The sequence below is a fragment of the Chryseobacterium sp. SORGH_AS_0447 genome, from assembly GCF_030818695.1.
Taxonomy (GTDB): domain Bacteria; phylum Bacteroidota; class Bacteroidia; order Flavobacteriales; family Weeksellaceae; genus Chryseobacterium.
Map to the genome: position 1 here is coordinate 3,984,106 of NZ_JAUTAR010000001.1, position 24,975 is coordinate 4,009,080.

Annotated in this window: 23 protein-coding genes; 5 read left to right on the top strand and 18 right to left on the bottom strand. The window is 41.3% G+C overall.

Annotated elements, in window-relative coordinates; all coding sequences use genetic code 11:
* Positions 1-2: 2 nt before the first annotated feature.
* Entirely contained in the window at positions 3-2,288 is a 2,286-nt protein-coding gene (locus QE422_RS18045) for a T9SS type A sorting domain-containing protein (protein ID WP_307461484.1), read from the top strand.
* Positions 2,289-2,975, top strand: a complete 687-nt coding sequence (gene recO, locus QE422_RS18050) for a DNA repair protein RecO (RefSeq protein WP_307461486.1) — start codon at positions 2,289-2,291, stop codon at positions 2,973-2,975.
* Between the two features lie 17 nt (positions 2,976-2,992).
* Here recO and QE422_RS18055 read toward each other — a convergent pair whose 3' ends face one another.
* From QE422_RS18055 to QE422_RS18085, 7 genes are all read right to left on the bottom strand, one after another.
* Entirely contained in the window at positions 2,993-5,659 is a 2,667-nt protein-coding gene (locus QE422_RS18055; protein ID WP_307461488.1) for a glucosidase, read from the bottom strand.
* A 241-nt stretch (positions 5,660-5,900) separates the two neighbouring features.
* A complete protein-coding gene (locus tag QE422_RS18060; protein WP_307461490.1) occupies positions 5,901-6,710 on the bottom strand; it encodes a glucose 1-dehydrogenase in 810 nt (269 codons plus the stop codon).
* Positions 6,711-7,153: 443 nt separating this feature from the next.
* The gene (locus QE422_RS18065) at positions 7,154-7,627 is read right to left on the bottom strand and encodes an N-acetyltransferase (protein ID WP_307461492.1); all 474 of its coding nucleotides are present in this window, start codon (positions 7,625-7,627) and stop codon (positions 7,154-7,156) included.
* 3 nt (positions 7,628-7,630) lie between these two features.
* The gene (locus QE422_RS18070; protein ID WP_307461494.1) at positions 7,631-8,245 is read right to left on the bottom strand and encodes a DUF1684 domain-containing protein; all 615 of its coding nucleotides are present in this window, start codon (positions 8,243-8,245) and stop codon (positions 7,631-7,633) included.
* A 39-nt stretch (positions 8,246-8,284) separates the two neighbouring features.
* Positions 8,285-8,689 carry a hypothetical protein gene (locus QE422_RS18075; protein WP_307461496.1) on the bottom strand — a complete coding sequence of 135 codons (405 nt, stop codon included), beginning with the start codon at positions 8,687-8,689 and terminating at the stop codon, positions 8,285-8,287.
* Between the two features lie 117 nt (positions 8,690-8,806).
* Entirely contained in the window at positions 8,807-10,309 is a 1,503-nt protein-coding gene (gene mqo / locus QE422_RS18080) for a malate dehydrogenase (quinone) (RefSeq protein ID WP_307461498.1), read from the bottom strand.
* Positions 10,310-10,628: 319 nt separating this feature from the next.
* The gene (locus tag QE422_RS18085) at positions 10,629-11,666 is read right to left on the bottom strand and encodes an NAD(P)H-dependent glycerol-3-phosphate dehydrogenase (RefSeq protein WP_307461500.1); all 1,038 of its coding nucleotides are present in this window, start codon (positions 11,664-11,666) and stop codon (positions 10,629-10,631) included.
* Positions 11,667-11,894: 228 nt separating this feature from the next.
* Here QE422_RS18085 and QE422_RS18090 point away from each other — a divergent pair, with 228 nt between their 5' ends.
* Positions 11,895-12,902, top strand: a complete 1,008-nt coding sequence (locus QE422_RS18090) for a M23 family metallopeptidase (RefSeq protein ID WP_307461501.1) — start codon at positions 11,895-11,897, stop codon at positions 12,900-12,902.
* A 129-nt stretch (positions 12,903-13,031) separates the two neighbouring features.
* On the opposite strand, the gene QE422_RS18095 is transcribed toward QE422_RS18090, so the two are convergent.
* The 4 genes from QE422_RS18095 to QE422_RS18110 all read right to left on the bottom strand — a co-directional run bounded on the left by QE422_RS18095 (position 13,032) and on the right by QE422_RS18110 (position 15,713).
* On the bottom strand, positions 13,032-13,682 hold the full coding sequence (locus tag QE422_RS18095; protein ID WP_307461503.1) for an NAD(P)-dependent oxidoreductase: 651 nt from the start codon (positions 13,680-13,682) through the stop codon (positions 13,032-13,034).
* Positions 13,683-13,740: 58 nt separating this feature from the next.
* Positions 13,741-14,151 (bottom strand): Rrf2 family transcriptional regulator, encoded by a 411-nt coding sequence (locus tag QE422_RS18100; protein WP_307461505.1) that lies wholly within the window; start codon positions 14,149-14,151, stop codon positions 13,741-13,743.
* Between the two features lie 234 nt (positions 14,152-14,385).
* Positions 14,386-15,168, bottom strand: coding sequence for a hypothetical protein (locus QE422_RS18105; protein WP_307461507.1), 783 nt, complete (start codon positions 15,166-15,168; stop codon positions 14,386-14,388).
* Between the two features lie 110 nt (positions 15,169-15,278).
* On the bottom strand, positions 15,279-15,713 hold the full coding sequence (locus QE422_RS18110; RefSeq protein ID WP_294199052.1) for an FKBP-type peptidyl-prolyl cis-trans isomerase: 435 nt from the start codon (positions 15,711-15,713) through the stop codon (positions 15,279-15,281).
* Between the two features lie 226 nt (positions 15,714-15,939).
* Between QE422_RS18110 and QE422_RS18115 the strand changes: the two genes are divergently transcribed.
* Positions 15,940-16,941, top strand: coding sequence for a catalase (locus QE422_RS18115; protein ID WP_307461509.1), 1,002 nt, complete (start codon positions 15,940-15,942; stop codon positions 16,939-16,941).
* 392 nt (positions 16,942-17,333) lie between these two features.
* Here QE422_RS18115 and QE422_RS18120 read toward each other — a convergent pair whose 3' ends face one another.
* From QE422_RS18120 to QE422_RS18150, 7 genes are all read right to left on the bottom strand, one after another.
* The gene (locus QE422_RS18120; protein ID WP_307461511.1) at positions 17,334-18,386 is read right to left on the bottom strand and encodes a TerC/Alx family metal homeostasis membrane protein; all 1,053 of its coding nucleotides are present in this window, start codon (positions 18,384-18,386) and stop codon (positions 17,334-17,336) included.
* Positions 18,387-18,481: 95 nt separating this feature from the next.
* Positions 18,482-19,093, bottom strand: a complete 612-nt coding sequence (locus QE422_RS18125; protein WP_307461513.1) for a TerD family protein — start codon at positions 19,091-19,093, stop codon at positions 18,482-18,484.
* Positions 19,094-19,163: 70 nt separating this feature from the next.
* On the bottom strand, positions 19,164-20,114 hold the full coding sequence (locus tag QE422_RS18130) for a hypothetical protein (RefSeq protein ID WP_307461514.1): 951 nt from the start codon (positions 20,112-20,114) through the stop codon (positions 19,164-19,166).
* Between the two features lie 13 nt (positions 20,115-20,127).
* On the bottom strand, positions 20,128-21,300 hold the full coding sequence (locus QE422_RS18135; RefSeq protein WP_307461516.1) for a toxic anion resistance protein: 1,173 nt from the start codon (positions 21,298-21,300) through the stop codon (positions 20,128-20,130).
* Between the two features lie 6 nt (positions 21,301-21,306).
* Positions 21,307-21,861, bottom strand: a complete 555-nt coding sequence (locus QE422_RS18140; protein WP_294302863.1) for a TerD family protein — start codon at positions 21,859-21,861, stop codon at positions 21,307-21,309.
* Positions 21,851-22,675, bottom strand: a complete 825-nt coding sequence (locus tag QE422_RS18145) for a phosphoribosyltransferase family protein (RefSeq protein WP_307461518.1) — start codon at positions 22,673-22,675, stop codon at positions 21,851-21,853. Before QE422_RS18145 ends, QE422_RS18140 begins: the two co-directional genes overlap by 11 nt.
* 2 nt (positions 22,676-22,677) lie before the next feature.
* Entirely contained in the window at positions 22,678-23,352 is a 675-nt protein-coding gene (locus tag QE422_RS18150; protein WP_307461520.1) for an HAD family hydrolase, read from the bottom strand.
* Between the two features lie 352 nt (positions 23,353-23,704).
* Between QE422_RS18150 and QE422_RS18155 the strand changes: the two genes are divergently transcribed.
* The gene (locus QE422_RS18155; RefSeq protein WP_307461522.1) at positions 23,705-24,643 is read left to right on the top strand and encodes a LamG-like jellyroll fold domain-containing protein; all 939 of its coding nucleotides are present in this window, start codon (positions 23,705-23,707) and stop codon (positions 24,641-24,643) included.
* Positions 24,644-24,975 lie beyond the last annotated feature (332 nt).

Here is a 24,975-nt window from a genome sequence, read left to right on the forward strand (position 1 = left end):
GCATGAAAAAACTCTCTTTAATTTCTCTTGGTATTTTAGCATCCCTGCACGTTGCAAATGCACAGACCATTTCTTCAAAAAAATGGGCCGACTTATTTTCTTACAATAATGTCCTGGCCATGAAGGAAGATAATGGAAAAATAGTTGCAGCAGCAGAAAGCGGAATTTTTTATTATACCATTTCCACAGGCGAAATTACCAAGCTGTCCAAAGCGAACGGCCTGCATGAAGTTAAGATTTCAGCTTTTGATTATAATCCCCAAACCAAAATCGGTCTGGTGGGCTATCAGAATGGATCCATGGATGTAATTACTCCTGACGGCGTTACTTATGTGGTGGATATTCCTATTGCAACAGGATATAACGGGAGCAAAAAAATCAACCATATTTCCATTACGGGAGACCTGGCTGTAATTTCTGTGGGATATGGGGTTTCTATTTTCGATTTAAAGAAAAAAGAGTTTAAAGATTCGGCATTTTTCTTATCAGGGGGTGTCTATGAAGCCAGTAATGAAGCAACAATCTTCGGAACAAAGGCCTATTCCGTTACCAATACAGGCTTAAAAAGCCATGAGATGAATACCACCTTCCCAGTTTATACTACATGGACAACGGAAATGGCAGGTTCATTCAAACATATTGATTCAGAAGGGGTGTTAAGTTTTTCATCTGCCAATACTGCTTATGTATCAAATGGCGGAGCTCCGACGCAGATTGCGCAGTCCTTTACGGATGTACATGATGTGGTAGTAACTGCCGGCAATATCGTCGTTACCGATCTCACCAGAGTCTATACCTTCAATACCAACGGAACATTTAATAATAATGTTACTTTCGGAGAAGAATGCAATACGGCCATTAAGGTCGGGAGCAGTGTGTATGGAGGAAGCATCATGTCGGGGATAAAAAACGAAGGCGGAAATTCTTTCAGACCGGACGGACCCTATTTAAATTTTGCTTACAAACTGAGTGTTTATGGCGATAACCAGATTTTGGTTTCCACAGGAGCAAGGGAAAGCAGGTTCAATACTGCCGTTTCTAATTTAAAAAACCCTGGGTTCTACTATTTTAATGGAATGGAATGGATCCATCCTACTTATTTTAAACCCAATACCAATATATTTAACGTACTGGATGTAGTCTCTGATCCGGTAAATCCAAACGATGTATTTTTCACCAATTATATGCTTGACGGAACCCGAGGCGTATATAAGATGAAATATGATCCGGGCAGTAAAGATTTTGTATTTAATAAAAGATATAATCTTGGAACAGATGACGGTTCTGCGAGACGTCCTGTCGGACTGACATTTGATGACGTAAATAACCTGTTTGTAACCATCGCATTTTCTAATGACGGACCTTCATTCGGGCCATATACCGCAGTTGGCGCTTATGACAGGGCAACCGATGATTTCCTGATCAGAAACACTACTCAAAGTTTCGGGGTAGCACAAAAACCTCTTTATTATGAAGGGCTCCTTTGGATCCCAACTCCGAGGGTTAATAACTTCATTGCATACGACGCAAAAAAAACCGTTAATACGTCTGATGATAAAGATTATATATTAACACAGGCAAACGGCTTTGCCCCAACTTCCGGAGGTACCATCTCCGTAGCCATCGATAAATCCGGTGATGCGTGGATCGGCGGTGATATCGGATTACGAGTATTGCCGAATGCAGTGACTGCAGTAAAGACACCTGCAACCGCTAAAGTAGAGCCAATCATCATTGAGCAGAACGGATTAGGAGAAGAACTTTTCAGGGACGGACAGATCTTACAGATCGAAGTGGATGCCGGAGACCACAAATGGGTTTCTGTAGACGGCGGAGGTGTTTATTACCTATCTGCAGACGGCCAGCAGACCATTAAGCATTTCACCAAAGAAAATTCTCCGCTTCCTACCAATACCATTACCGATATAAAAGTTGACAGGAAAACCGGGAAAGTTTATTTTGCTTCCTATGACGGAATTGTAACGTATCAGGGGGATGTTTCGGATGTAACTTCGGATTTCGGAAATGTTCTTGTCTATCCCAACCCGGTGGTGTATTCCAATTTTAAGGGGAAAGTTACCATCAAAGGACTGGCGGAAGTTACCAACATCAGAATCGCTGACGCTACAGGAAATGTAGTTCATTCGGCAGTAGCAAGAGGAGGATATTATGAATGGGATCTTAATAATCAGCGGGGACAGCGCGTCGCTTCCGGGGTTTATTTCGTGTTGATGACCAATGAGGACGGCAGTGATAAAGCAACGGCAAAGATCGCTGTGGTAAATTAAATGAATTCACAGAACGGATTTTTATTATCTTATATAAAATATGGTGAAAACGATGCCGTGCTGCATTGTTTTACTGAAGAAGACGGGTTTCAGTCTTATTTTTTAAAAGGAATTTATACCAAGAAAAATAAGAAAAAGGCCCTTCTTCTGCCATTGAGCAAACTCAGCTTTTCTTTAAACCCGCTGAAAGGAAACGGGATCCAGACGATTTCAAAATTTGAGATGGTCAAAAGCAACGATATCTACATGGATATCCGGTGCAATACCGTGGTGTTTTTTATTTCAGATTTCCTGAATCAGAATTTGAGGCATGAAAATAAAAACCATACGATTTTTTTCTGTCTGGAGGAATTTATCGACGAGCTGCAGAACCGGAATTACCAGTCGCACCTTATTTTTTTAGTCAAAATCCTGAAAATTCAAGGGGTGGCACCACTTATCGGTAGCGGCATCTACCTTGACCCGGAAACCGGAACATTTACTTCCGAAAGCATGCACCAGCTGTTTACTGCGGAAATTTCTGAGGTATGGAAAAGTATCCTTACGGCAGAAACTCCCTACCATACAAGAATTCCTTCCCGGTTACGGAAAGACTTTTTAGACAGCATCCTTGTCTATTATCATTATCATATCACCGAATTTAAGATTCCTACATCCCTAGAGGTAATCCAGCAGATCTTTGAGTGAGACCGTTTACTAATATTTTACTTCTTTTCCGGTGCTGATTTTTCCGGCATTTCGGTTTCAGATTCTGCGATTTGTTTTTTGGAAAATCTTGGCATCAGGATTTTAGCAATCAGCCCGGTCCAGCCTGTTTGATGCGAGGCTCCTACCCCACGGCCGTTATCTCCGTGAAAGTATTCGTAAAACAGGATATAATCCTTAAAATCCGGATCTGTCTGAAATCTTGGATACTGTCCGTTAAAAGGCCTTTTACCATTTTCATCCATTAAAAACAATCCGGATAATCTTTTGCTTAAAGCATCCGCAATTTCATCCAGGTTTGAATATTTTCCGCTTCCGGTAGGAAATTCCACCAGAAAATCCGGGCTGTAATAGAAGAAAAAGCGCTGCAGGCTTTCGATGATTAAAAAATTAATCGGAAACCAGATCGGTCCGCGCCAGTTGCTGTTGCCGCCGAACAGTCCGCTGTCACTTTCAGCAGGAGTATATTTTACAGTGTAGTCCGTTCCGTTCAGTTGTAACGTATAAGGGTTTTCTTCGTATTCTTTGGACAAGGCCCGAACGCCGAAGTCGCTTAAAAACTGGTTTGGATCCAGCATTCTGCTCAGCAGTCTTTTTAATCGGTGTCCACGTAGCAGGGAAAGCAAGTGCTTGGAATCGTCGCCTTTCACATCCCAATGGGATACCAATGCCGCCAGTTCCGGTTTGTTTTCCAATACCCAGTTCATTCTTGCTTTAAAATTAGGCAACTTTTCAATCATTTCATCATCGATCACCTCAACGGCAAACATCGGAATCAGGCCGACGATCGTCCGCAATTTCAGATACATATGGCTGCCGTCGTTTGAAGCAATGGCATCGTAGAAGAATTCATCCTGCTCATCCCAAAGGCTGAAACATTCATCGCCCATATTGTCGAGGGAATTCGCAATCGCAAGGAAATGCTCGAAGAACTTCATGGCCATTTCTTCGTAGATGTTGTTGTAAAGTGCCAACTCAAGGGCTATCCTCATCATATTGAGGGCAAACATGGCCATCCAGCTTGTTCCGTCGGATTGTTCCAGATGTTCTCCGTTCGGAAGCGGCGCATTCCGGTCGAAAGCACCGATGTTATCAAGCCCGAGAAATCCGCCTTCGAAGATATTGTTACCGTTTTTATCTTTTTTATTTACCCACCACGTAAAATTCATCAGCAGCTTCTGGAACGCACTTTCCAGGAATTCAAGATCGGGCTTTTCCTTCAGGTATTCATCAATTTTAAAAACCCGGAATACTGCCCAGGCGTGAACCGGTGGATTAACGTCGCTGAAATCCCATTCATAGGCCGGAAGCTGTCCGTTCGGATGCATATACCATTCAAAAAGGAATAGTTTCAGCTGATGCTTGGCAAAATCCGGATCAATCAGTGAAAAGCTGATGGTATGAAAAGCCAGATCCCAGGTTGCATACCAGGGGTACTCCCATTTATCAGGCATTGAAATAATATGCTCGTTGTTGAGGTGTTTCCAACCGGAATTTCGGATCTGTACCCGCGATTTCGGCGGTGGAATCTCGGCTGGGTCTCCTTTCAGCCATTTTTCCACATTGTAATGATAAAACATTTTGTTCCACAGCATTCCGGCAAAGGCCTGCCGCTGGACAAGCTTTTCATCATCGCTTTGTATTCCGCACTGAATGTCGGTGTAAAATTCATCAGCTTCCTGCTGCCTTGAAGTAAAAACAGCATCAAAATCTGCAAAAGGCTGTTGTAAGTCTTTATCGGCTAGCCTGAATTCAAAAACTTTGGTCTCTTTGGCTTTAAAGTTTTCATCGATAAAAAATGCGGCTTTTGTTCCGAAATCTTTAGGATTAACTGCCTGTGAATTGCCGTTGATCACAAAATCGTTGATGCCGTCTTTGGTATATTTGGACGTATTAGGCGACTCGTAAAGTCTTTCGTTATTGGTTTCATTATCACAAAACAATACTTTTTCAGACTGCTTTGCGTAAAGATTTTTAATTTCGAGATCTTTGTGGTTGATTTTAATGAGGGTAGCCTCCTCAGCATTCATCTGCGGTTTATAACCGTCATAGCCCCAGTTCCAGGTGTTCCGGAACCATACGGTAGGCAGTATGACCAGCGGCGCTTCCTGTTCGGATTTGTTAACGATAGTCAGCTTTATCAGAATATCGTTCTGACCTTCTTTGGCATATTCTATAAAAATATCGAAGTATTCGTTCCGGTCAAAAATTCCAGTGTCGATTAGTTCATATTCAGGTTCCTGCTTGTTGCGTTGGGCATTTGTGCGGATCAGGTCCTCATACGGAAAAGCATTCTGGGGATATTTATATAACATTTTCATGTAAGAATGCGTGGGTGTGGCATCCAGGTAATAAAAGTATTCCTTCACATCTTCCCCGTGATTCCCCTGCTTGTTGGAAAGTCCGAAGAACCGTTCTTTCACTATTTTATCCTGCTTGTTCCAGAATCCGACGGAGAAAACCAGCTTCTGAAGGTCGTCACAGATCCCGCAAATCCCTTCTTCCCCCCAACGGTAGGTTTTGGCTTCCGCAATATCGTGATTGGTGTAATTCCAGGCTTTGCCGTCCGGGCTGTAATCTTCCCGCACCGTACCCCATTCGCGGTTGCTGACATAAGGGCCCCATTTTTTCCAGGTAACGTCGGATAATCTTTCTTTTTCTTTCATGCGTCAGAGGATGAATGATATTTATAATTGATGAATGATGATTGATAAATGATGAGATGAAAGCTTTTTTAGTCTGGATATAAAAGTCACGCTTTATTTCATTTGATTTAAAATACTGCCGGTCCTGCTTTAACTGGAATGCGCCCCAGATTGAGCGGCCTGTCTGAGCTCTTTTTGTAAGCTCGGAAAAGCCCGGGGACAAAAAAGCGAGTAGCGAAAGCCGGAAATGTGCGTCCTAAGCTTATCCGCCAGTTGAAAAACTTTCAAAAGTCGTCATTCCGCCATCAACGAAAATGCTGGCCCCGGTAATGTAATCGGAAAGGTCGCTGGCTAAAAACACCGCCAGATTTCCGATATCCTGCGGCTGCCCGATCCTGTTGTAAGGAATCAGGGTCATCAGCGCGTTTAAAGCTTCCGGCGTACTCCATGCACTTTTGTTGATCGGAGTCTGTATCGCACCCGGACAGATGGAATTAACACGGATTTTGTCGGCTCCGTATTCTTGGGCTAATGTCTGCATCAGCATCCGAATGGCTCCTTTGCTGGCCGCATAGTTGGCATGTCCTGCCCATGGAATCACTTCATGCACCGAACTGATGTGAATGATTTTTCCGCAGGCTACTGAACGTGACGTATCGATCCCACGGCGAAGGAATTCTTTAATGGCTTCCCTTGCGCATAAGAACTGTCCTGTAAGATTGATTCCGATAACGGTATTCCACTGGTCTAGGGTCATTTCCGTGAATTTCGCATCTTTCTGGACACCGGCATTGTTTACGAGAATATCGACTGTTCCGAACTGTGAAACGACTTCACTGAACATTTTGATGACCTCATCTTCTTTGGAGACATCGCACTGCCAGGTAATTCCGCTTCCTCCGGCATCGGTAATTTCTTTTAAAACCGCCTGAGCGTCACTTAATGAATGTTCTGAAGAATGGTTGACAATAACTGTGGCACCGGCCGAACCCAATGATTTTGCAATTCCTGAACCGATTCCGCTGGAGGCTCCTGTAACGACAGCCACCTGATTGTGAAGAGAGATTTCCATGTTTTATTATTTGATGTTACCCAAATTTAGCAGAAAGTTTCACGCCAAACCCGAAAAATAGGGATTAAAATTTATTAAAGTTTTGTAAATAGCGATTCATTTGAGGTGAATGGTAAATTTTCATGGGTGAATTTATTCGATTATTGATTTGATTGATGTTTGTTATGATTGTTGGAATGCGCAAGAGCGCAAGGGTACTGAATAATTATGCCGCTGTAAGACGCAAGGAATTTGACGCTGTCAAATTTGTATATCGCTAATACTAACGGTAAATTTTTAATCTTATTAAAACTAAGCAATATTCAATTTTATCAGAGATAAAATCTTTGCGTCTTAAAACGTTCTGCATTTTAAAAGATTTGCGCCTTGGCGTTTTCAAACAATTCTATATTTGTAATTCACCATTGACCATTCACTTGCGAAGCAAAATTCACCTATCGGTTTTAGATACTTTTAAACATTAGATACTGCGGACCGGTTCTGCCGATTCTTGTTTTGCCCTCATATTGGTAACCCACTTTTGTATAAAGTTCATAAGCAGAGATATTATTCTGGTTAACCGCAAGAACGATTTCATGGCAGTTTTCAAAATTCTTACGAACAAAATCATCCACCTGAATCATTGCTGCCCTTCCGATTCCTTTTCCCTGCATTTCAGGATGAACCGATAACGACCGTAGCAAAACCGAATTCTGATTTTCGGTAAACTCCATTTTATCTCCGCCGAAATCCAGTGTGAAAAATCCAGCGGGGATTCCATTCATGAAAATTGTCACCGGAAATTCAAGCCCGGTATCGCGGTCGGCTATTCTTTTCAGTGCATTGGCAGCAGAGGATGTATATTGCAGCTGATTTTCATCCAATGCATAATTGACACCGGAAAAATCTTCTTCTGTAAAAAATTGCAGGCTCACCATCGCTTAATGATGATAGATGTCTTCATACATTACTCCGGCACGGATTTCCACCGGCAGCCTGTTTTCTTCGGGCACAATCGGACAATTATAATCGTACGCATTGTAGGCACAGTATGGCTGATAGGATTTGTTGAAGTCCAGAATAATGGTATTGCCTTTGGGAATGGTTAAATCCATATATTTTCCACCGCCGTAAGTTTCCTTTCCATTCGTAGTATCGCGGAACGGCAGAAACAGATAATTCCGGTATTTCTCCTGTTTTATCAGATCCAGGCTTTGGTATACAGTCAGGGTGTACGGTTTTCCATCCAGTGTAAAAGTGGCTTTCCCATATTCCTGATAAGCTTTTGTTTTCCCGGAAGAAGTCGGCAGATCAAAAGGTTGTGCATTTTCCGTCCTGGTAAATTCTGCCACAACCCTGTATTTCAGATTAACCGGAAAGAAAGGATGTGCTTTGAAATTGGTAAAATTATCGCCTCTCAAAGGAGTTTCTTTCGGATTCCGGTATTCGGCATTCAGTTCCCGCTGAAACTTCTTTATTTCAGATTCTTCTTTGGAAATCTTCTGTGATAGAAAGAATACAGGCAACAGTAAGAAAAGCAATAGGTATTTTTTCATGGGATGTGAAGTGGATTAAAGAAGTTAGCTGGTGGTAATCTAGATATAAGATTCTGAAATTTTTACCCGGTAAATGTCGGATGAGTTCCTTTTGATGGACTCTACAAAAAAGCCGCCTTCTTCAGGAATAACTTCTTTCAGATCGAAACTTTTACAATCTTTGGGTAAACCCGAAAAAACGAGTGTAAACCAGAAATCCCTCATGAACGGAACCGGTGTCCAGTTCGGGTAAATGGTAATGTTTTCAGCATGAATGAGCCCGCTGCGATGTTCCGACTGGTTATCGAAAAGATAAGTCGACTGCCAGATCCTGATAAGATTTCCCAAAAACGGCGAAGCGGGAAAACAGCAATGCACAATTACCTGCTGTTCCTCTTCCACTTTTGTCTGAAGGGACTCCAAGAGTTCTTTGACGATGACGGGTTTTACTATAGTTTCAGACATGGATGATGGATGATGGGTAATGGGTAATGAGCAATGAGTAATGGTGAATGGTCAATTGTGAATTGTGAATTAAAAAATTGACATTTGCAAAATAATTGACCATTTACCATTCACATTTTAATATTCGAGTTCTAATTTTTCCTTCGAGTAGTTTCTTACTTTTTGGGTAAGTTCCGGATTGCCGGCTAATTTCTGGCCATACGACGGTACCATTTCCAGTAATTTTTCTTTCCATTCGCCGTGAAGCTTTTCAGGGAAACATTTTTCAAGAACATCCAGCATGGCATACACCGCGGTTGATGCTCCCGGAGAAGCTCCCAAGAGGGAAGCAATCGTTCCTTTTTTATTGACCACCACCTCAGTTCCGAATTCCAGCTTTCCACCTTCTTTCTCGTCTTTTTTGATAACCTGTACCCGTTGGCCGGCCACTTTCAGTTCCCAGTCCTCTTCTTTGGCATCTTTAATGAATTCCCTTAGATGCTGCAGTCGCTGGGCCTTGTTCATGGCCACCTGCTGGATAAGGTATTTCGTTAAAGGAATGTTGTGCCACCATGCTCCGAAAAGCGAACGTATGTTTTTGAAATTCACACTTTCCGGCAGATCCAGATAGCTTCCTTCTTTTAAAAATTTGGTGGAAAATCCTGCAAACGGCCCGAACAGCAATGCTTTTTCGCCGTCGATGATCCGGAGATCAAGATGGGGAACCGACATGGGTGGCGCTCCCACCGTAGCCTGCGTATATACTTTTGCCTGGTGCTTTTCCACAAGCTCCTGGTTGTGGCTTACGAGCCATTGTCCTGAAACCGGGAAGCCACCATATCCTTCGCTTTCTTTGATGTCCGAGCTGTCCAGTAATGACAGTGCATACCCTCCGGCGCCGATGAATACAAAATCGGCTTCTACCTCCTGCTTATGATTGTTGATCCTGTCTTTTACTTTCATTTCCCAGGTTCCGTCTGTCTTAGGATCGATGTCTTTTACTTCATGGTATAAAAATACTTCTACGTTGGAATCTTCTACCAAGTGCCTTCCCATTTTTCTGGTAAGTGTACCGAAATTTACGTCGGTTCCCATATCCATTTTGGTAGCAGCCATTACTTCCGACTGATTTCTTTTGTGCATTACCAAAGGAATCCATTCTCTCAGTTTATCATGGTCTGTGGTAAATTCCATTCCCTGGAAAAGAACCGATTCAGACATTTTATCATGCCTTTTTTTCAGGTATTCGGCATCTTTCTCTCCAAATACCAGGCTCATATGCGGGCAGGAATTGATGAAATCTTTAGGATTCCGAATATACTCTTTCGAAACAAGGTAGGCCCAAAACTGCTTGGATATTTCAAACTGTTCTGCAATGCTTTCCGCTTTGGATATATCAACAGAACCGTCAGGCTGTTCAGGGGTATAATTGAGCTCACAAAACGCAGAATGTCCTGTCCCTGCATTGTTCCAGGCGGCGGTGCTTTCTTTGGCAAACCGGCCTAATCTTTCAAAAATGGCAATTTCAAGATCCGGATCAAATTCATGGAGTAATGTGGCTAGGGTAGCACTCATGATGCCCCCTCCAATCAGAACCACATCGTATTTTGGTTTGGGTGTTCTGCTGATAAGTTGTGACATAAAACTAAATTTTACATCAAATTTCGGGAAAAGTTTTAATAAATGGTATGACTTTGCTGATTTTAACAGCTGTTTTTCCCGATGAAAACTAAGTTTTTAATATGCTATCAATTGTAATGGAAATTATCGATTATCAGCTATTGAAACGATTAATCATTATCAGATATTTAAAACTTATCCTATCAGATTGTTTTTCATGGGGTTATCCGATAATGATGTATTCTTCGTCGGTCTGCGCGATGCTGTTTAATACCGCACCTTGTGGCTTTATGAAGATTTTTTAATTTATGATTTAAAGAGGTATGAAATGATCACTCATTTAATCTAATTTGGCCGTGAGTTTTTTGAACTGTTTTTCTGCATTTTTACCTTCATACAAAATACTGTAAATGGTATCGACAATCGGGAGCTTTAAGCCTTTTTCTTTTGATGTCTTGTAAATGGAATCAGCAGCGTAATAGCCTTCCGCCACCATGTTCATCGACTGGATCGCAGATTTTACCGTGTATCCTTTTCCGATAAGATTTCCAAGATTCCTGTTTCGTGAAAAAAGTGAGTAGGCAGTTACCAGTAAATCCCCGAGATAAGCGCTTTCATTCACATCTCTTGGCGCTTCGTAGATCGCTTCCAGGAAGGTTTCCATTTCACGGATGGCATTGGAAACGAAAACTGCCGTGAAGTTGTCTCCGTATCCCAGTCCGCTGGCGATACCGGCACCGATGGCAAAAATATTCTTCAGGATGGCACTGTATTCATTCCCTAAAATATCTTTGCTGGAATGCATTTTTATAAAATCAGAGTTGAACATCGTCACCAATTTGGCAGATACCTCCTCTTCCACTGTAGCCACCGTTAGATACGAAAGCCTTTCCATAGCAACCTCTTCTGCGTGACAGGGCCCTGCGATCACGGCCTGGTTTCGGAAGCCGATTTTGAATTCGTCTCTCAGGTAATGTGCGACAACGTCGTTCACTTTAGGAATGATCCCTTTAATGGCGGAAACAAAGATTTTGTTTTTGCAGTCACACGTCATTTTGTCCATGGTATCGGAAAGGTAAATGGATGGCGTGGCTAGCACGACTACTTCACAGGCTGAAACCAATTCGTTGATATCGGTCGTCAGCTTCAAATTTTTAAGGTTAAAATTTACCGCAGTGAGATAGGTTGGGTTATGGCCTCTTTGCTCGATGGCCCCTTTTACATATTCGTTTCTTACGCACCAATGGACCACTTTACAGTTTTCCACCAGCATTTTCACAATAGCCGTAGCGAAACTCCCGCTTCCTACAACTCCCACCGGGACATCGTTTTTGCTTTTTTTCGGATTCGATTCTGTATCGGTTTTCTTTTTAGCCATAATAGAAAATGTGAATTGCAAATATATTAAAACAAAGATGGAAGAAAAATGTTTAGACACATGATAAAACCCACTTTTATGTTAAATTAACACTTCTGCACAATTAAATAGCTAAACAGCCGTTAATTACGGATATGCCTAAACTTATGTTAAAAATAAGCCGTAAAGTTTATTTTTAATTAAATTTGCAGGCTTAAAACCGTTTTGTAACTTACCAAGAGAAGAAAAATGAAGAGATTTCTGAGCCGTAAAAAGAACGTAAATGTACTTTTAGGGGTGCTTTTATTAGTAGTTTTTGCACAAGGGATTTTCATTGCGAAGCTGTATTCCGAGAAGGATAACAGAAACTATGAAGTAAACCTTGTAAAGATAAACACTGAAAAGGACAGTGTGGATTACTTAAGAATGAAGACCGATCTTACTTTAGTGGATCAGACCGTAGCAGAGCTGAATTCTTTCCTGAAATCCAAAGACGTGCCGAGCGAAAAGGTAACCATCCTTAGCAAAGACAGCATTTCAAATTCTATTTACCTGGCCAAGCAGGCCAACCGATACAGCCAGTATTTAATGGACCTTCAGAAGAAACTTTTGCAGGTTCCGCTGGGAATGCCTACCGAAGGGTATATTTCATCCAACTTCGGAATTCGTAAAAATCCGATCCCCTTTAAAACCGTTTTTGCCGCCGTACAAACAGGCAGTACAAAACCTGCAGCTGTTGCAGCCGCTGCTCCGGAAGTGAAAGCTGAACCCGTGGAAAAAACCATTGAGGTAACCGACAGCTACGGAAACAAAAGGGAGGTAAAAGTAATGGTGACTCCTAAAGCTGCTGCTCCGGCTCCGGCGGCCAATACTTCGGCAAAAGCAGTTGCTGCCAATACCTATAAGCCGGCCGAGAAAAACAATCCTCCTGCAGAAGCCGACCAGATGCAGTTCCATAAAGGGCTGGATATTGCCGTTGCGTTCGGTTCGGATGTCGTGGCTACGGCTGCGGGAACCGTGATTTTCTCCGGGCAAAAAGGCGGTTACGGAAATTGTGTCATCGTATCCCACGGAAACGGATTGGCAACGCTGTACGGGCATTTGTCGCAACTGGTGGCGAAAGTAAATGATAAAGTGAAGGTAGGACAGGTCATTGCCAAGTCTGGAAATTCAGGACGTTCTACAGGACCGCACCTGCATTATGAAGTACACAAAAACAATACGCCGGTCAACCCGAGATTGTTTATGAATCTGTAACAGGCTGATAGCAATTGGCTGCTGGCTTCAGTACCGTGATAAAAATAAATAGGATGCTTTTGGGCATCCTATTTTTATTATAAACAAAGCTGCATGGGCAGCGTTGGAATTCTCTTTAATGAAACTGAATTAATACGCTGCTGTAAAACGCTCGCGGATATGGTTGTTCTGCTCTAGTTCATCCACCAGGACTACTGCTACATCTTCCACGGAAAGAACGCTTCGGCCGTTTTCATCAAATACCGGATTTTCCAATGCGGTTCTGTATTTTCCGGTTCTTACGCCTGCGGTTCCCTGGTGCATTTCAATCGCCGGGCTGAAGAAAGTCCAGTCCAATGTATTGTTTTCTTTAATTTTATTCAGGTAATCTCTTGCTGCGGTAGCGCCGGGTTTGATGTCGGCCGGGAAATCCGGACCGTCTACCAGCTGATTTCCGTCGATGTACAGGCTTCCTGCTCCGCCAACGGTAATAAATCTTTTAACCCCTGATTTTTCCACTGCTTTTTCGATATTTACTGAACCGTTCAGGAAGTCATCATACAGGTTCGGGTTGGTCCATCCTGCATTGAATGCGTTAATCACCGCATCAGTTCCTTTCAAGGCTTCTGCCAGTTCATCCACATTATTCACATCAACGCTTTTGGCTGTTACTTTATCGTTCTGCTGAACTTTTGAAGCATCTCTTACGATAGCTTCTACTTCATACCCTCTGTTGGTTAATTCATTCACTAATGGTTTTCCCACAAATCCTGTTGCTCCGATTACGGCTACTTTTTTCATAGTAATTTTATTTAAATTAATTGTAATAATTATTGTTACATTTATAGTCAAAAAAATTTTATCCGAACTGATCGCGAAATTCTTTCAGGGATTTGTTGCCCAAAAAATTGATCACCAACTGATCGGTTTCGGAAAATAACGTATTTAAATGAGCATTGATATCTTTTCCGACAGGACACGCCGGATTCGGATTGCTGTTTTTTTTACCCAGCACTTCCGTGTTCTTTACCGCAAGATAAATCTCGGAAATACTGATTACATCTGCATTTTTTGCCAATTGGCTCCCTCCTTCTTTTCCCTGTCTGCTGACAATTAATCCCGCTTCCCGCAGTACACTCAATTCTTTACGGACAATAACCGGATTAATGCTGATGCTTCCTGCGATCCATTCGGAAGTAAGCCAATCCTGGGGACTTTCCGCCAATAAGGTCATAATATGTACTGCCGTGGCAAATCTTGTATTATTCATTGTAATTACAGGGCAAAGATAAATAAAATATTTAATGTAACAAATTTTATTACAATTAAATTTTATTAAAGAATAAGGCGATCAAGATCCAGCAACAGATAATTAATATTCTGGTTAATGGTTCGTGTAGCCGACTGCATCTGGTTGAGCATGGCCGCCCGGTTATGAAGATCATCGGACCGGTAAAAGCCGCCGTCGCTGAAAATAACAGAATGATCCGCTTTCTCTTTGTCATCATCGAACTGGTAATGCAGCCAAACGCTCTTTCATGCTGGAAATAATAGACTGTCTTTCTTTGTTCGAAAATCTTCTCTCGGTGTACATGTACCAGATAAACGGCGGGAAATTCGGGGATTGCAGCTTTCCTCTCCAGACATCCCGCAGCAGGTTTCTCTGGTGGATAAATTCCACTCTTTTTCCTTTCGGATTGAGGGTGGCAAGTCCGAAACCGGCTCCCAGGCCACCTCCGCCGATATCGATTGCGCTGCTCCAGGCACCATCTTTCACAATTCCTCCGGCGATGGAGGCAGCAGCCCCTGCAACGATAGAATAGAGAATAAGTTTATTGTTTCTGGAATCGTTGAGGTTATCCACATAATTTCCGATCTGCGCTACCCGTTCCCCTTCACAGTCGAACTCTGCCGCCACCGCATCCAGTTCGGTGAGGGCAATCGTAATTTTACTGTTGATCTTGCTTTTCAGCTGTAAAACTTTTACCTGGGATTCCAACGAAGAATCTTTTTTAAGCTCCATGATTTCATGAACCTCATCAAGATTATCAAGCGCATTAAGAATCAATATGCTCTGGTCGGAAAAATTACCTTTCAGTTCCTTATTGGCTGCAATAATGGAATCCGAGTTGTATGAAGGCAGTTTATTGGAGTAGTTATATTTAAAGGGCGCTTTGCAGTAGCTGTCCCTCAGGGTAAGGATATTCTGCCTGATGGCCTGGTTCTTTTTTGAAACACAGGAAGCCAGCAGAAAGATCGCGGGTAAAAAGTACAGTAGTTTTTTCATGCTGTATTTTAAAGATGAATCCATGTTTCTTCACAGTGAGACACTAAAATACATAAATAAAAAAATTTACCCGGAGTCCGGGTAAATTTTTAAGCTATTTTTAAGGAAATTTATTTAATATCCAGTAATTCCACTTCAAAAACCAGCGTGGAGTTCGGGCCGATCTCCTTGCTGATCTGCTGATCTCCATAAGCCAGATGCGGAGGGATGATCAGTCTCCATTTGCTTCCTACCGGCATCAGCTGAAGGGCTTCCGTCCAGCCTTTAATCACTTTATTCAAAGGAAAGGAAGCCGGCGTTCCTCTTTTTACAGAGCTGTCGAACACTTTCCCGGTAATCGTCGTTCCGTGGTAATGGCATTTTACGGTAGATCTTGGTCCGGGTTTCGGCCCGTCGCCTTCCGTGATGATCTCATATTGCAATCCGCTAGGCAGCTCAACAACACTTTCTCTCTTGCCGTATTCCGCCATGTATTCCTGACCGTCTTTCAGGTTCTTTTCAGCCTGCTCTTTTTTACGTTTAAATAACATATCTGCTACGCCCATAATTAAATTTTTTACAAAGATAAGATTTTAAGGCGGGATGAAGGAAGCCCAGTGATTGAAGTTTTACTTCATCATCAATATCAAAAGCATTTAGAAATTTTATTTCTATAATTTCAACTTTCTGATAATCAATCTATAATTTTTACACCCGAAAAGTTCAGATATGTTTAATACTGTGTTAACCTGTTTGCGGAAAGTTGGCGTTATAATTGGACTTAAAAACTAAATGCCAAGTCCATTAAAATATAATAAGAGGTTTGATAAGCTGACTGATGAGGAACAGGAACTCCTTGAAATCAACAAAAAAAGCATTGCCGATTTTGTAGAGCAGTCGTCTTCCGTGAGTGACGTTAACTACGCAACCCGAAATGCTCATGCGAAAACCTATGCCGTCGCAATAGCCGAACTGGTAATTGATCAGCATATTCCTGAAATGCTGCAGCCGTTTTTTGATAAAGAAAGATATGATCTTACCATACGCTTCTCCAATGCCCATCCGAAAATTATAAGAGGAAAGAAGGATATTCCGGCTTACGGCTTTGCTGTAAAGATCAAAGATGAGAACGGAACTCTGCTGGCTAATTTCCCTTTGGTAAATTTCCCGCTGTTCCCGATTAATTCCGTGGGTACCTTTCTGAAACTTTTCACTTCGGTGAATCGTTTTTTCGTAAAAAAATGGAGTTCATTCTCCCTGATGATGCAGATTATTAAAGTTATCCCTTCAACTTTTACAGGCTCATTTATAAAGAATATCATTAAGCTCTGGAGGAAAAGAAATGATTTTTTCCTGTCTTTTGACTATCATTCGGTGGGTGCTTACCGTTTAGGAGATTATATGATGAAAATTAAGCTGAAGCCACAATCCGTATCTAAAAATTTCGGAAAACGGCTGAAAGTAAAAGATGCCCTAGAAAGTTATCTGAACACGGAAAATTTTACTGCCGATGTCCTGATCCAGCTTTGTTACGACCTGAAAGATCAGCCCGTCAATCAGCTGAATGTGGAATGGAAGAACTCTCCTTTCGTAAAAATCGGGGAGATTAACATTGACAAAAACAACCTTCTTGATCCGTATGCCTGTGAAAACGAAATGCTTTCCTTCAATCCTTTCGAGAGCAAAATGTTCTTCCAGCCTGTCGGAAAACTGCAGAAACTCCGTGAGGATGCTTACAAGGTTTCGATGCAGACGAGACTGAAGATCAACAAGCTGCTGAAATATGATAAATGAGAGGTGAATTTTGCTTCGAAAGTGAATGGTGAATTATATGATACGGATGCTGTTGGCAAGGGCCGACAGGAATAAAGAAAAGGCAACGTTTAAAGACGCAAGGAATTTGACGTTTTAAATTTTTATATCGCTGATGCTGGTTATAAAACTTTTATTCCTTAAAAAATAAGCAGTCCTCAATTTTATCAAAGATAAAATCCTTGCGGCTTTTTATGCAAAGTATTTTGAGCCCTTTTGCGCCCTTGCGTTTTCGAACAAAGATCACAAGCATCAATTAAAATTGACAAGCGCAGCGAATCCACCCGCAGGAATTGACCATTCACCATTCATCATTCACCAACAAAAAAGGCTCTACGCATGGTAAAGCCTTCTATTTTTATCGATTGAATGAATTATTCTTCGATTTTTTCTTTCTCGTCGTCATCATCTTCCTTTTTGTCAGGGAAGATCAGGGAAAGGATAACGGAGATTACAAGAACCCCTCCTACGATTCCCAATGACACCGGAGACGGAATATGAATCCAGGGAGCGATCAGCATTTTAACCCCGATGAATGTCAGGATTACGGCCAACCCGTAAGGCAGCTTGCTGAACATATGGATAAAATTCGCCAACAGAAAATACAGGGACCGCAATCCTAAAATCGCGAAAATATTCGAAGTATACAGGATAAACGGATCATTGGAGATGGCAAAAATTGCCGGAATGGAATCTACCGCGAAAAGAACATCGGTAAATTCGATAACTGCTACAACTACCAAAAGCGGCGTTGCCATTTTTACTCCGTTCTGAATCGTGAAAAATTTATCCCCAACGTAGTTATCAGAAACTTTCCAGAATCTTTTGATCAGTCGGGCTCCGGCCGTATTGCTGTAATCTTCATCTTCGTCATCATCGCCGCCACCCCAGGATTTGATTCCCGCGTAAACGAGGAAAATCCCGAACAAAGCCATCACAATGTTGATCTTTACCGGATGTCCGAAAATATTCATCTCCGGCAGGTAGGTAAGATTAATCAATCCCACGCCTGCAAAGATAAAGACGGCTCTGAAGATCAGTGCTCCGATAATTCCCCAGAACAGCACCTTGTGGTGAAGATACTTCGGAACTTTAAAGAATCCAAAAACCAGGATGAATACGAATAAATTATCGACCGAAAGTGCCTTCTCGATCCAGTAGGCCGCCTGGTACTGGGTGAATTTTTCCACAGCCAGCGCATGGCTTCCGGGTCCTAAGTCCGAGTTGTACACCCAGTAAACCACACCCGAAAACACCATGGACAGCGAGATCCATACAATTGACCAGATCGTGGCTTCTTTAGAAGAAACCTCATGACTTTTTTTATTGAAAACCCCTAAGTCGAGGAGCAACATGATAACTACCGTTACCGCAAATCCCCAAACCAGACCGGGATGAAGATCTAAAATACTAGTATTTTGTCCCACTTTTACTATGTGTTGTTATATGATAAAAGCAATAGCTGAAAACAGATATTGCCATTCATTGATTATTATTAAGATTCGACAGAATTCTGCCTATTCTATAAATATTTCTGCTTTACGGTTTCAATGGTTTCCTGCAGCTTTCGGTCAGCTGTCGGATCTCCGATCGCGTTGAATTTCCATTCTCCGTTTCTCTTGTAAAAAACACCCATTACCATAGCGACATGGCCTTTGAATGAAGCATCGTTTGCAATATCATATTTGGCGAAAACTTCTCTTACATTCGTTGGCGTTCCTTCATAAATCCTGATGGATGCGAAAGGAATTGTCCCGAAGTCCTGACCTTTGTAGCTGTTCAGCACCAATGCCACGTGTTCTACATTAGCATCCAGATTGCCGAAATCTACGGTGATCACTTCATTATCCAGTCCGTCGTTCCCGTTTACGTCACCGGTTAAGTCATCCCCGCTGTGTCTTACGGCACCATTTTTAGACTTCAGGTTCCCGAAATAGATTACTTCGGTAGCATTTTTATTCGCGTCATATAAAATACAGCTTCCGTCAAGGTCTACTGCTTCTCTGGTAACACCACCGAAAAATCCTTTTTTCTCGATTGCTCCCCAGTTGATCCCGACACAAGCCTGTGAAAGCGTGGTTCCGTTTTCTTTGGTAAGATTTATTCTCTGACCTTTTTGTAAGTTAATAGCCATCTTTTTATGTTTAGTATTGTTAATCTGTTTTTTGCGAAACCATCAAAGTGAATTGATTTTTAGTTTTGCTTTAGTTGTTATTTAAATTTAAATTCAGCATTGCGCGGAGAATGTTGGTCTCTTCATTAATGTCGAACATTTTACTCATGATGTCGGTGTTTTCAAGATTTTTAATGTAATCTTTCAGCACGCTTATCACCTGATCGGGCAATATTCTCTTCCTTTCGTTCATTGTTTCTTCCAGCTGTTCGTTTTTTCTTTTGAGCTGATAAACAATGGTTCCCTGGTTTGATTCGTTTGGGCTGATGTCAAGCTTTTCCAGTTTTTTCGGATCTGCCAGATACATTCTCCTTCCTTCGATATCAAAGATAAAGTAATCATCAGACTGGAAAATCCTGAACAGCTCATATTCGTTTCCGGAAATCTGATAACCGCATACGAACCGTACTTTAAAATTCTGAATATTGAGCCTTCCCAGCAGCTTCCTTTCGATCCGGTATTCCTGATACTGATAGGCCGGAAAGTTTCCGGATTTCAGCAGCTCTTCATCCACTCCTGATCTGTAGAACTCGGCAGCATATTTTCTATAAAAATAGAGCACATGGTCCCAGTTCAGCCGGAATTTGTCTTCCGTAAGATCGTTGTACAGGCTTTTCAGCTGATTGGAAAAAATACCGCTGTACATCTTCCGTTCGGTTTCAAAACCGTCTTCGTGCTTTTCTTCAAAACCGGAAATGTACCTGCTGTTGACCTCCATTTCATTAATCACCGCCAGCATGTCGTTTTCCTTCTGTCTTTTAATCTTGGTTAAAAGTTCGATCAGGCTGTCGGTGAACTGAAGGTGGAAAAGTTCGAGCTTGCTGTAATCCAGTCCTTTGTTTTCCTGAAAAAGATTGTGGATAATATCCGTCTTAATGTAGATGGAAATGATATCGACATTTTCAAAAAAATTTGCGAGAAGTTTAAGTTTCGTTAATCTTCTCTTGCTCTGGGACATAATATTTACAGCATCGTCATTCACCTTATTCGTGCGATTATCCTCTTACGTTTGCTTTTAGTTCGTGTTCCAGGGTCATCAGATCCTGATCCAGCTTTCTTCTTCCTTCCGCACCCTGCTTCTGGATTTGTTTTACTTCATTTAAAGTATTGATCAGCTTAGCTGTTGTTTCTCTTAATACATCTACTGAAACGATGGTCTGTTCGTTCGCCCTTGCTACGTTTACGGAATTCTGCCCCAGACGTTCAGCATTTTTCCTTAAGATTTCTTCAGTAGTTGCGGAAACTTTCTGCTGGATCTCGATGCTCTGCTGCTGTCTGTACATCGCCACTGCCAATGAAAGCTGATTTTTCCAAAGCGGCAATGTTGTCGTAAGGATGGTCTGTGCTTTTTCGGCAATCGAAACGTTGTTGTTCTGAACCAGCCTGATCTGCGGAAGCGACTGCATCATGATCAGACGAACCACTTTCAGGTCTGCCAGTCTTCGGTCCAGTCTTGCGATAAAATCTCTTTTGTCGGCAATCTGATAATCCTGGAATTCCTGCGGATTGGCTTCCATGTGGGCCAATTCGGCTCCTGCTTTTTCCATTCTCAAGTTCCCGATGATCACAAGCTCTTCAATCTGCTTGATGGCATTCACATTGCTTTCGAAAATCGTCTGCAGCACGGCATTATCCTTAGTGGAAGTAATGATCCCCGCGTTTACTTTATAAGCAATCTGATCGATGTTGTTGATGATCTTATCGTATTTGGCAAATAAATTCTCGATCTGCGTCATCACGCTTTTCATGAAAGGCAATTTGCTCAGAAAGCTTTTGAATTTATTCTGGTTTAATTCTTCAACATCTACGTAATTCAGCTCGACCAATAGATTATTGATCAGCTCCCCTACTTCCCCGGAATTCGATCTTCTTACATTTCCTAAGAAACTGTCACTCTGGTTGGATAAGGTTCTCTGTAGATCGGCTCCAAAATTAACGATGGATCCGGGATTGGTTTCATCGATCGAATCTGCAAGGGTTTCGTACTTCTGGCGTTCTGCCGATTTAAGCTGGGTAAGGTTTACATTTCCGTCCCGGTCTACAAGAGGAGCAGGCGGCGTACTTGGTGTCGCCATGCTTGGCGGCGGTGCCATCGGCGTAGGTTCGAATGTCTTTAAAGGCTCGATGGATCCAAGCGGATCTATAGGTTGATTTTCCTGATTGTCCATGGTAAATTATTGATAGATTGCTACAAATTTTTCAAGGCCTTCCCTTTGTCCGGAACCTACGGCTTCAAACTTCCACTCTCCGTTTCTGTTGTAGATTCTTCCGAATTCCACTGCAGTTTCAATGGAGAAATCTTCATCCAGTTCGTATTTCAGAATTTCCTCGTTGGTATCGGTATTGAAGATTCTGATAAATGAGTTTCTTACCTGTCCGAAGTTCTGTCTTCTGGCATCCGCTTCGTGGATCGTCACCACTACGGTGATTTCTTTTACGGCAGGATCAATTTTGGTTAAATCGATTTTAATCTGCTCATCATCCCCGTTTCCGTCTCCTGTCAGGTTATCTCCTGAGTGGATCACCGCTTTATCCGGAGATTCCAGGTTGTTGTAAAAAATAAAGTGGTTATCGGAAACCAGTTTTTTGTTTTCGCCTAATAAAAATAAGGAAGCATCCAGATCGAAAGCCGTTCCGGTAGAAGTATTATTGGTATCCCATCCTAAACCTACGGTGAATTTCGGTGCATTTATATTTTCTCTCTGTCCTTTCTGTAAGTTAATAGCCATAATATAATTCGGTTTGTGTTAAAGTGTTTATATTGTTTTCGTATTCTTTTATTAAATGATAATTGTTGCTGATGGCCAGCTCCAGAAGATGATCCATCTGCTCCTTTTTTACTTTAGACGTAAGATACTCAAAATTACCTGAATCCAGGCCTAAAATATATTTTACGATTCTTGTATTGAACTGAAAATCCGGTTTTACCATTACTTCTGCAATATGCTCTACATTTTTCACCGCATAGTAATTGAAATAGTTTTCAATTTTAGGGTCCAGGTCAAAGTTCATCAGTTCCGCATAATACATGAATAAAAAATCGGCTTCCACCTGGTATTCATCCAGTATTTTATTTACAGTAAACTCGTGGCTTCCCGTAATTTTAATATCATCTATAAAAATACAAAGTTTTCCCCGAAGAAAATCTTTATCCAGGTAATAAGTATCGTTGGCTATTAAATTTTTACGGTCTTCAAAGCTCAGATTCCCATAATCTGTCGTATAGGTATGATTCCTGTTGATTTTTGAGAGAATGCTGGATCTTTTTCCCTTTTTAAACAAATAAAAATCGAGATGCTTTTTAAAGTAAAAACACAGGAAGTTGGAAGCGGTAGGAATCGCCATATATGGGCTTGGCAGGACCACGATGTCTTTATCGGTAGCTAAAACAGATTCATGTCCGGAAATAAATCCTTCAAACAGTTCTTTTGCAAATTTCTCAGCATAGGATGTATCGCCATATTTGAAAAAGCTGTATTCCTCCGGCGAAAAGGTAAATTCTTCCCCCGAATGGATGTGGTGTAAGCTGTATCTCTTGTTCATATTTATATTTTGTGGGTAAGTAAGTGTGCGCTGAAACCGAAATCCGTAGCCCCTTTGTAATCCGCCAGCGGATTATCGCCGATGTGGAGAATCTGCTTCAGGTCCAGTTCAGGGTTTTTAATTAAATTTTTCACTTCCTGAAAGATTTTAGGATCCGGTTTGGAACAGTTGATTTCATCGGAATAGATATGGAAATCGATATACTGATCGAGATTTTCACTGATCAGGAATTTCCTCATTGTTTTTCCTTTGATAAATCCTGTGTTACTCAGGATATTAATGGTTTTCCCTTGATTTTTAATTTCATCAAAAAACTGGTGCAGGTTTTCAAAGATCACAACGGGCCTGTATTCCAGGAATAAATCTTCGCTTTTCTGGTAAAACTCATTCAGCTGATCTTTACGGATTGTTTTTAAATCTATTTCCAGGGCATGTAAAATCAGTAAGTAAATTTCAAAAGTATCTACATTCCCGCCGATAACTTCATTAATCGAGTTACAAAGGTCATCATAATACTTTACGACTTTAGCCACTTCATCAACTGGTTTTTTCACCTCAAAAAACGAGGCGAACAGCTCCACTCTTTTTGCTTTAAATTCAGGGTGAGATTTTATTAAGGTAAGCCACAGGTCAAAAGAAAAATGGGAGTGACTGTGGATGTCTATATCTGTTTTCAAAATGTTACAAGTTAAAATTCATTTAGCTTTTCCTGAAAAAGATCAATGGGATCATGCTTTTTCATCATTAGTTTTTAAAGAATTGTTCCAATTCTCCCCAAAGATAGAATTTTCTGTGTTATCCTGTTTTTTTTTTAAGAATATTTAAGATAATTACAAAGCCACTGCTTGTCTTATCCTTCACGTTTCGCCAACAATTAAATAATATTGATAATTGAAAATTATATTTAATTTAATATTTATTATCTAATTACTAGACATTAAAATTAGATAAATTATATAATTAATACCACAACCACTCTATTTTTTACATTTTTTATTTTTATATTTGAACTTTAAAAATTGAAAAACTATGAAGAAAATTTATCTTTTAGCCTGTGCTCTTATCGCAGGACTCTCTCACGCGCAAACCCCAGCATATGTTCCTGCTTCAGGATTAGTTGCCTGGTGGGGATTCGGCGGAAATGCCAATGATTCCAGCGGAAATAACAACAACCTTACCGTAAATGGGGCAACACTTACCGCCGACAGGAATGGAAATGCGAATTCCGCTTATTCATTCGACGGAACCAGCAGCTACCTTACTAACAGTGCTTTGTCCTTCGCTTTTTCTCAATCGGGATCACACAGTATTTCTTTCTGGATATCCAGAACAGGAACCTCTGACGGGGTAGCAATGATGAGTGGATCTAATGCTTCTGCCAATTTTATCTGGCTCATCCAATCGGATACTTCTAAAATCGTTTACGGTACCAACAAGCAGGGAGCATCCTGGACGTGGGTAAACAGTCCGGTCTATACGGCAGGCGGCCAATGGGATCATTATGTTGCCGTATACAACAACAAGAACATGACGCTTTATAAAAACGGTGTATCGGTAGGAACCAATACCAATACCTATACCGGAACTACCCAGGCTACTTTGCCTATTTATATCGGAAGAGCCATCAGCGGCGGTTATATCGCGGCCAAAATAGACGATGTAGGGATATGGAACCGAGCGCTTTCTACCAGTGAAATCAACCAGCTTTACAGCTCTACCCTTTCTACCAAGGAAGTAAAAACACAATCGGTTTCCGGCAGCATCGCTCCGAATCCGGCCAAAGATCATATCGAGCTTCATGTCCCGATCAAAGGATCGAAAGATTACACCATCACCGATGCCAATGGCAGGCTTTTATCCAAAGGACAGGTTGCTGACAAAGAGAAAATCAATGTATCGGAACTTTCCAAGGGAATTTACTTTTTAGAAATTGAAGGCGTAAAAACGCTGAAGTTTATTAAAGAATAAGTCTGACAATCAATATATTCTGCCGTCCTGTTATATAGGGCGGTTTTTTATTTTGGCAGCCCTACTATCAAAAAAATTAAAATTCTTTTTTGGTTTCTTAAAAATTTTATTAATTTCGCAACCGGTTAACAATCAATACATGTCAACAAAAATGATAAATATTATTACTTTAAGCAATCCTATCAGAGCGGTGTACTTTGGTAGCACTGAATATTTATCTGAATAACGATCGACCTTTATACAACAAAAAATATAACGAAGGCCTATCTGTTCAGATAGGTCTTTTTTGCTACCCTACTTTCAGCCCATACCAAAAAGAAGCTGCCTGAAAT

Excerpts from the sequence above, each read along its gene's own strand:
- QE422_RS18045 (WP_307461484.1), top strand. The coding sequence starts at position 3 with ATGAAAAAACTCTCTTTAATTTCTCTTGGTATTTTAGCATCCCTGCAC.
- recO (WP_307461486.1), top strand. The coding sequence starts at position 2,289 with ATGAATTCACAGAACGGATTTTTATTATCTTATATAAAATATGGTGAA.
- QE422_RS18055 (WP_307461488.1), bottom strand. The coding sequence starts at position 5,659 with ATGAAAGAAAAAGAAAGATTATCCGACGTTACCTGGAAAAAATGGGGC.
- QE422_RS18060 (WP_307461490.1), bottom strand. The coding sequence starts at position 6,710 with ATGGAAATCTCTCTTCACAATCAGGTGGCTGTCGTTACAGGAGCCTCC.
- QE422_RS18065 (WP_307461492.1), bottom strand. The coding sequence starts at position 7,627 with ATGGTGAGCCTGCAATTTTTTACAGAAGAAGATTTTTCCGGTGTCAAT.
- QE422_RS18070 (WP_307461494.1), bottom strand. The coding sequence starts at position 8,245 with ATGAAAAAATACCTATTGCTTTTCTTACTGTTGCCTGTATTCTTTCTA.
- QE422_RS18075 (WP_307461496.1), bottom strand. The coding sequence starts at position 8,689 with ATGTCTGAAACTATAGTAAAACCCGTCATCGTCAAAGAACTCTTGGAG.
- mqo (WP_307461498.1), bottom strand. The coding sequence starts at position 10,309 with ATGTCACAACTTATCAGCAGAACACCCAAACCAAAATACGATGTGGTT.
- QE422_RS18085 (WP_307461500.1), bottom strand. The coding sequence starts at position 11,666 with ATGGCTAAAAAGAAAACCGATACAGAATCGAATCCGAAAAAAAGCAAA.
- QE422_RS18090 (WP_307461501.1), top strand. The coding sequence starts at position 11,895 with ATGAAGAGATTTCTGAGCCGTAAAAAGAACGTAAATGTACTTTTAGGG.
- QE422_RS18095 (WP_307461503.1), bottom strand. The coding sequence starts at position 13,682 with ATGAAAAAAGTAGCCGTAATCGGAGCAACAGGATTTGTGGGAAAACCA.
- QE422_RS18100 (WP_307461505.1), bottom strand. The coding sequence starts at position 14,151 with ATGAATAATACAAGATTTGCCACGGCAGTACATATTATGACCTTATTG.
- QE422_RS18105 (WP_307461507.1), bottom strand. The coding sequence starts at position 15,168 with ATGAAAAAACTACTGTACTTTTTACCCGCGATCTTTCTGCTGGCTTCC.
- QE422_RS18110 (WP_294199052.1), bottom strand. The coding sequence starts at position 15,713 with ATGGGCGTAGCAGATATGTTATTTAAACGTAAAAAAGAGCAGGCTGAA.
- QE422_RS18115 (WP_307461509.1), top strand. The coding sequence starts at position 15,940 with ATGCCAAGTCCATTAAAATATAATAAGAGGTTTGATAAGCTGACTGAT.
- QE422_RS18125 (WP_307461513.1), bottom strand. The coding sequence starts at position 19,093 with ATGGCTATTAACTTACAAAAAGGTCAGAGAATAAATCTTACCAAAGAA.
- QE422_RS18135 (WP_307461516.1), bottom strand. The coding sequence starts at position 21,300 with ATGGACAATCAGGAAAATCAACCTATAGATCCGCTTGGATCCATCGAG.
- QE422_RS18140 (WP_294302863.1), bottom strand. The coding sequence starts at position 21,861 with ATGGCTATTAACTTACAGAAAGGACAGAGAGAAAATATAAATGCACCG.
- QE422_RS18145 (WP_307461518.1), bottom strand. The coding sequence starts at position 22,675 with ATGAACAAGAGATACAGCTTACACCACATCCATTCGGGGGAAGAATTT.
- QE422_RS18155 (WP_307461522.1), top strand. The coding sequence starts at position 23,705 with ATGAAGAAAATTTATCTTTTAGCCTGTGCTCTTATCGCAGGACTCTCT.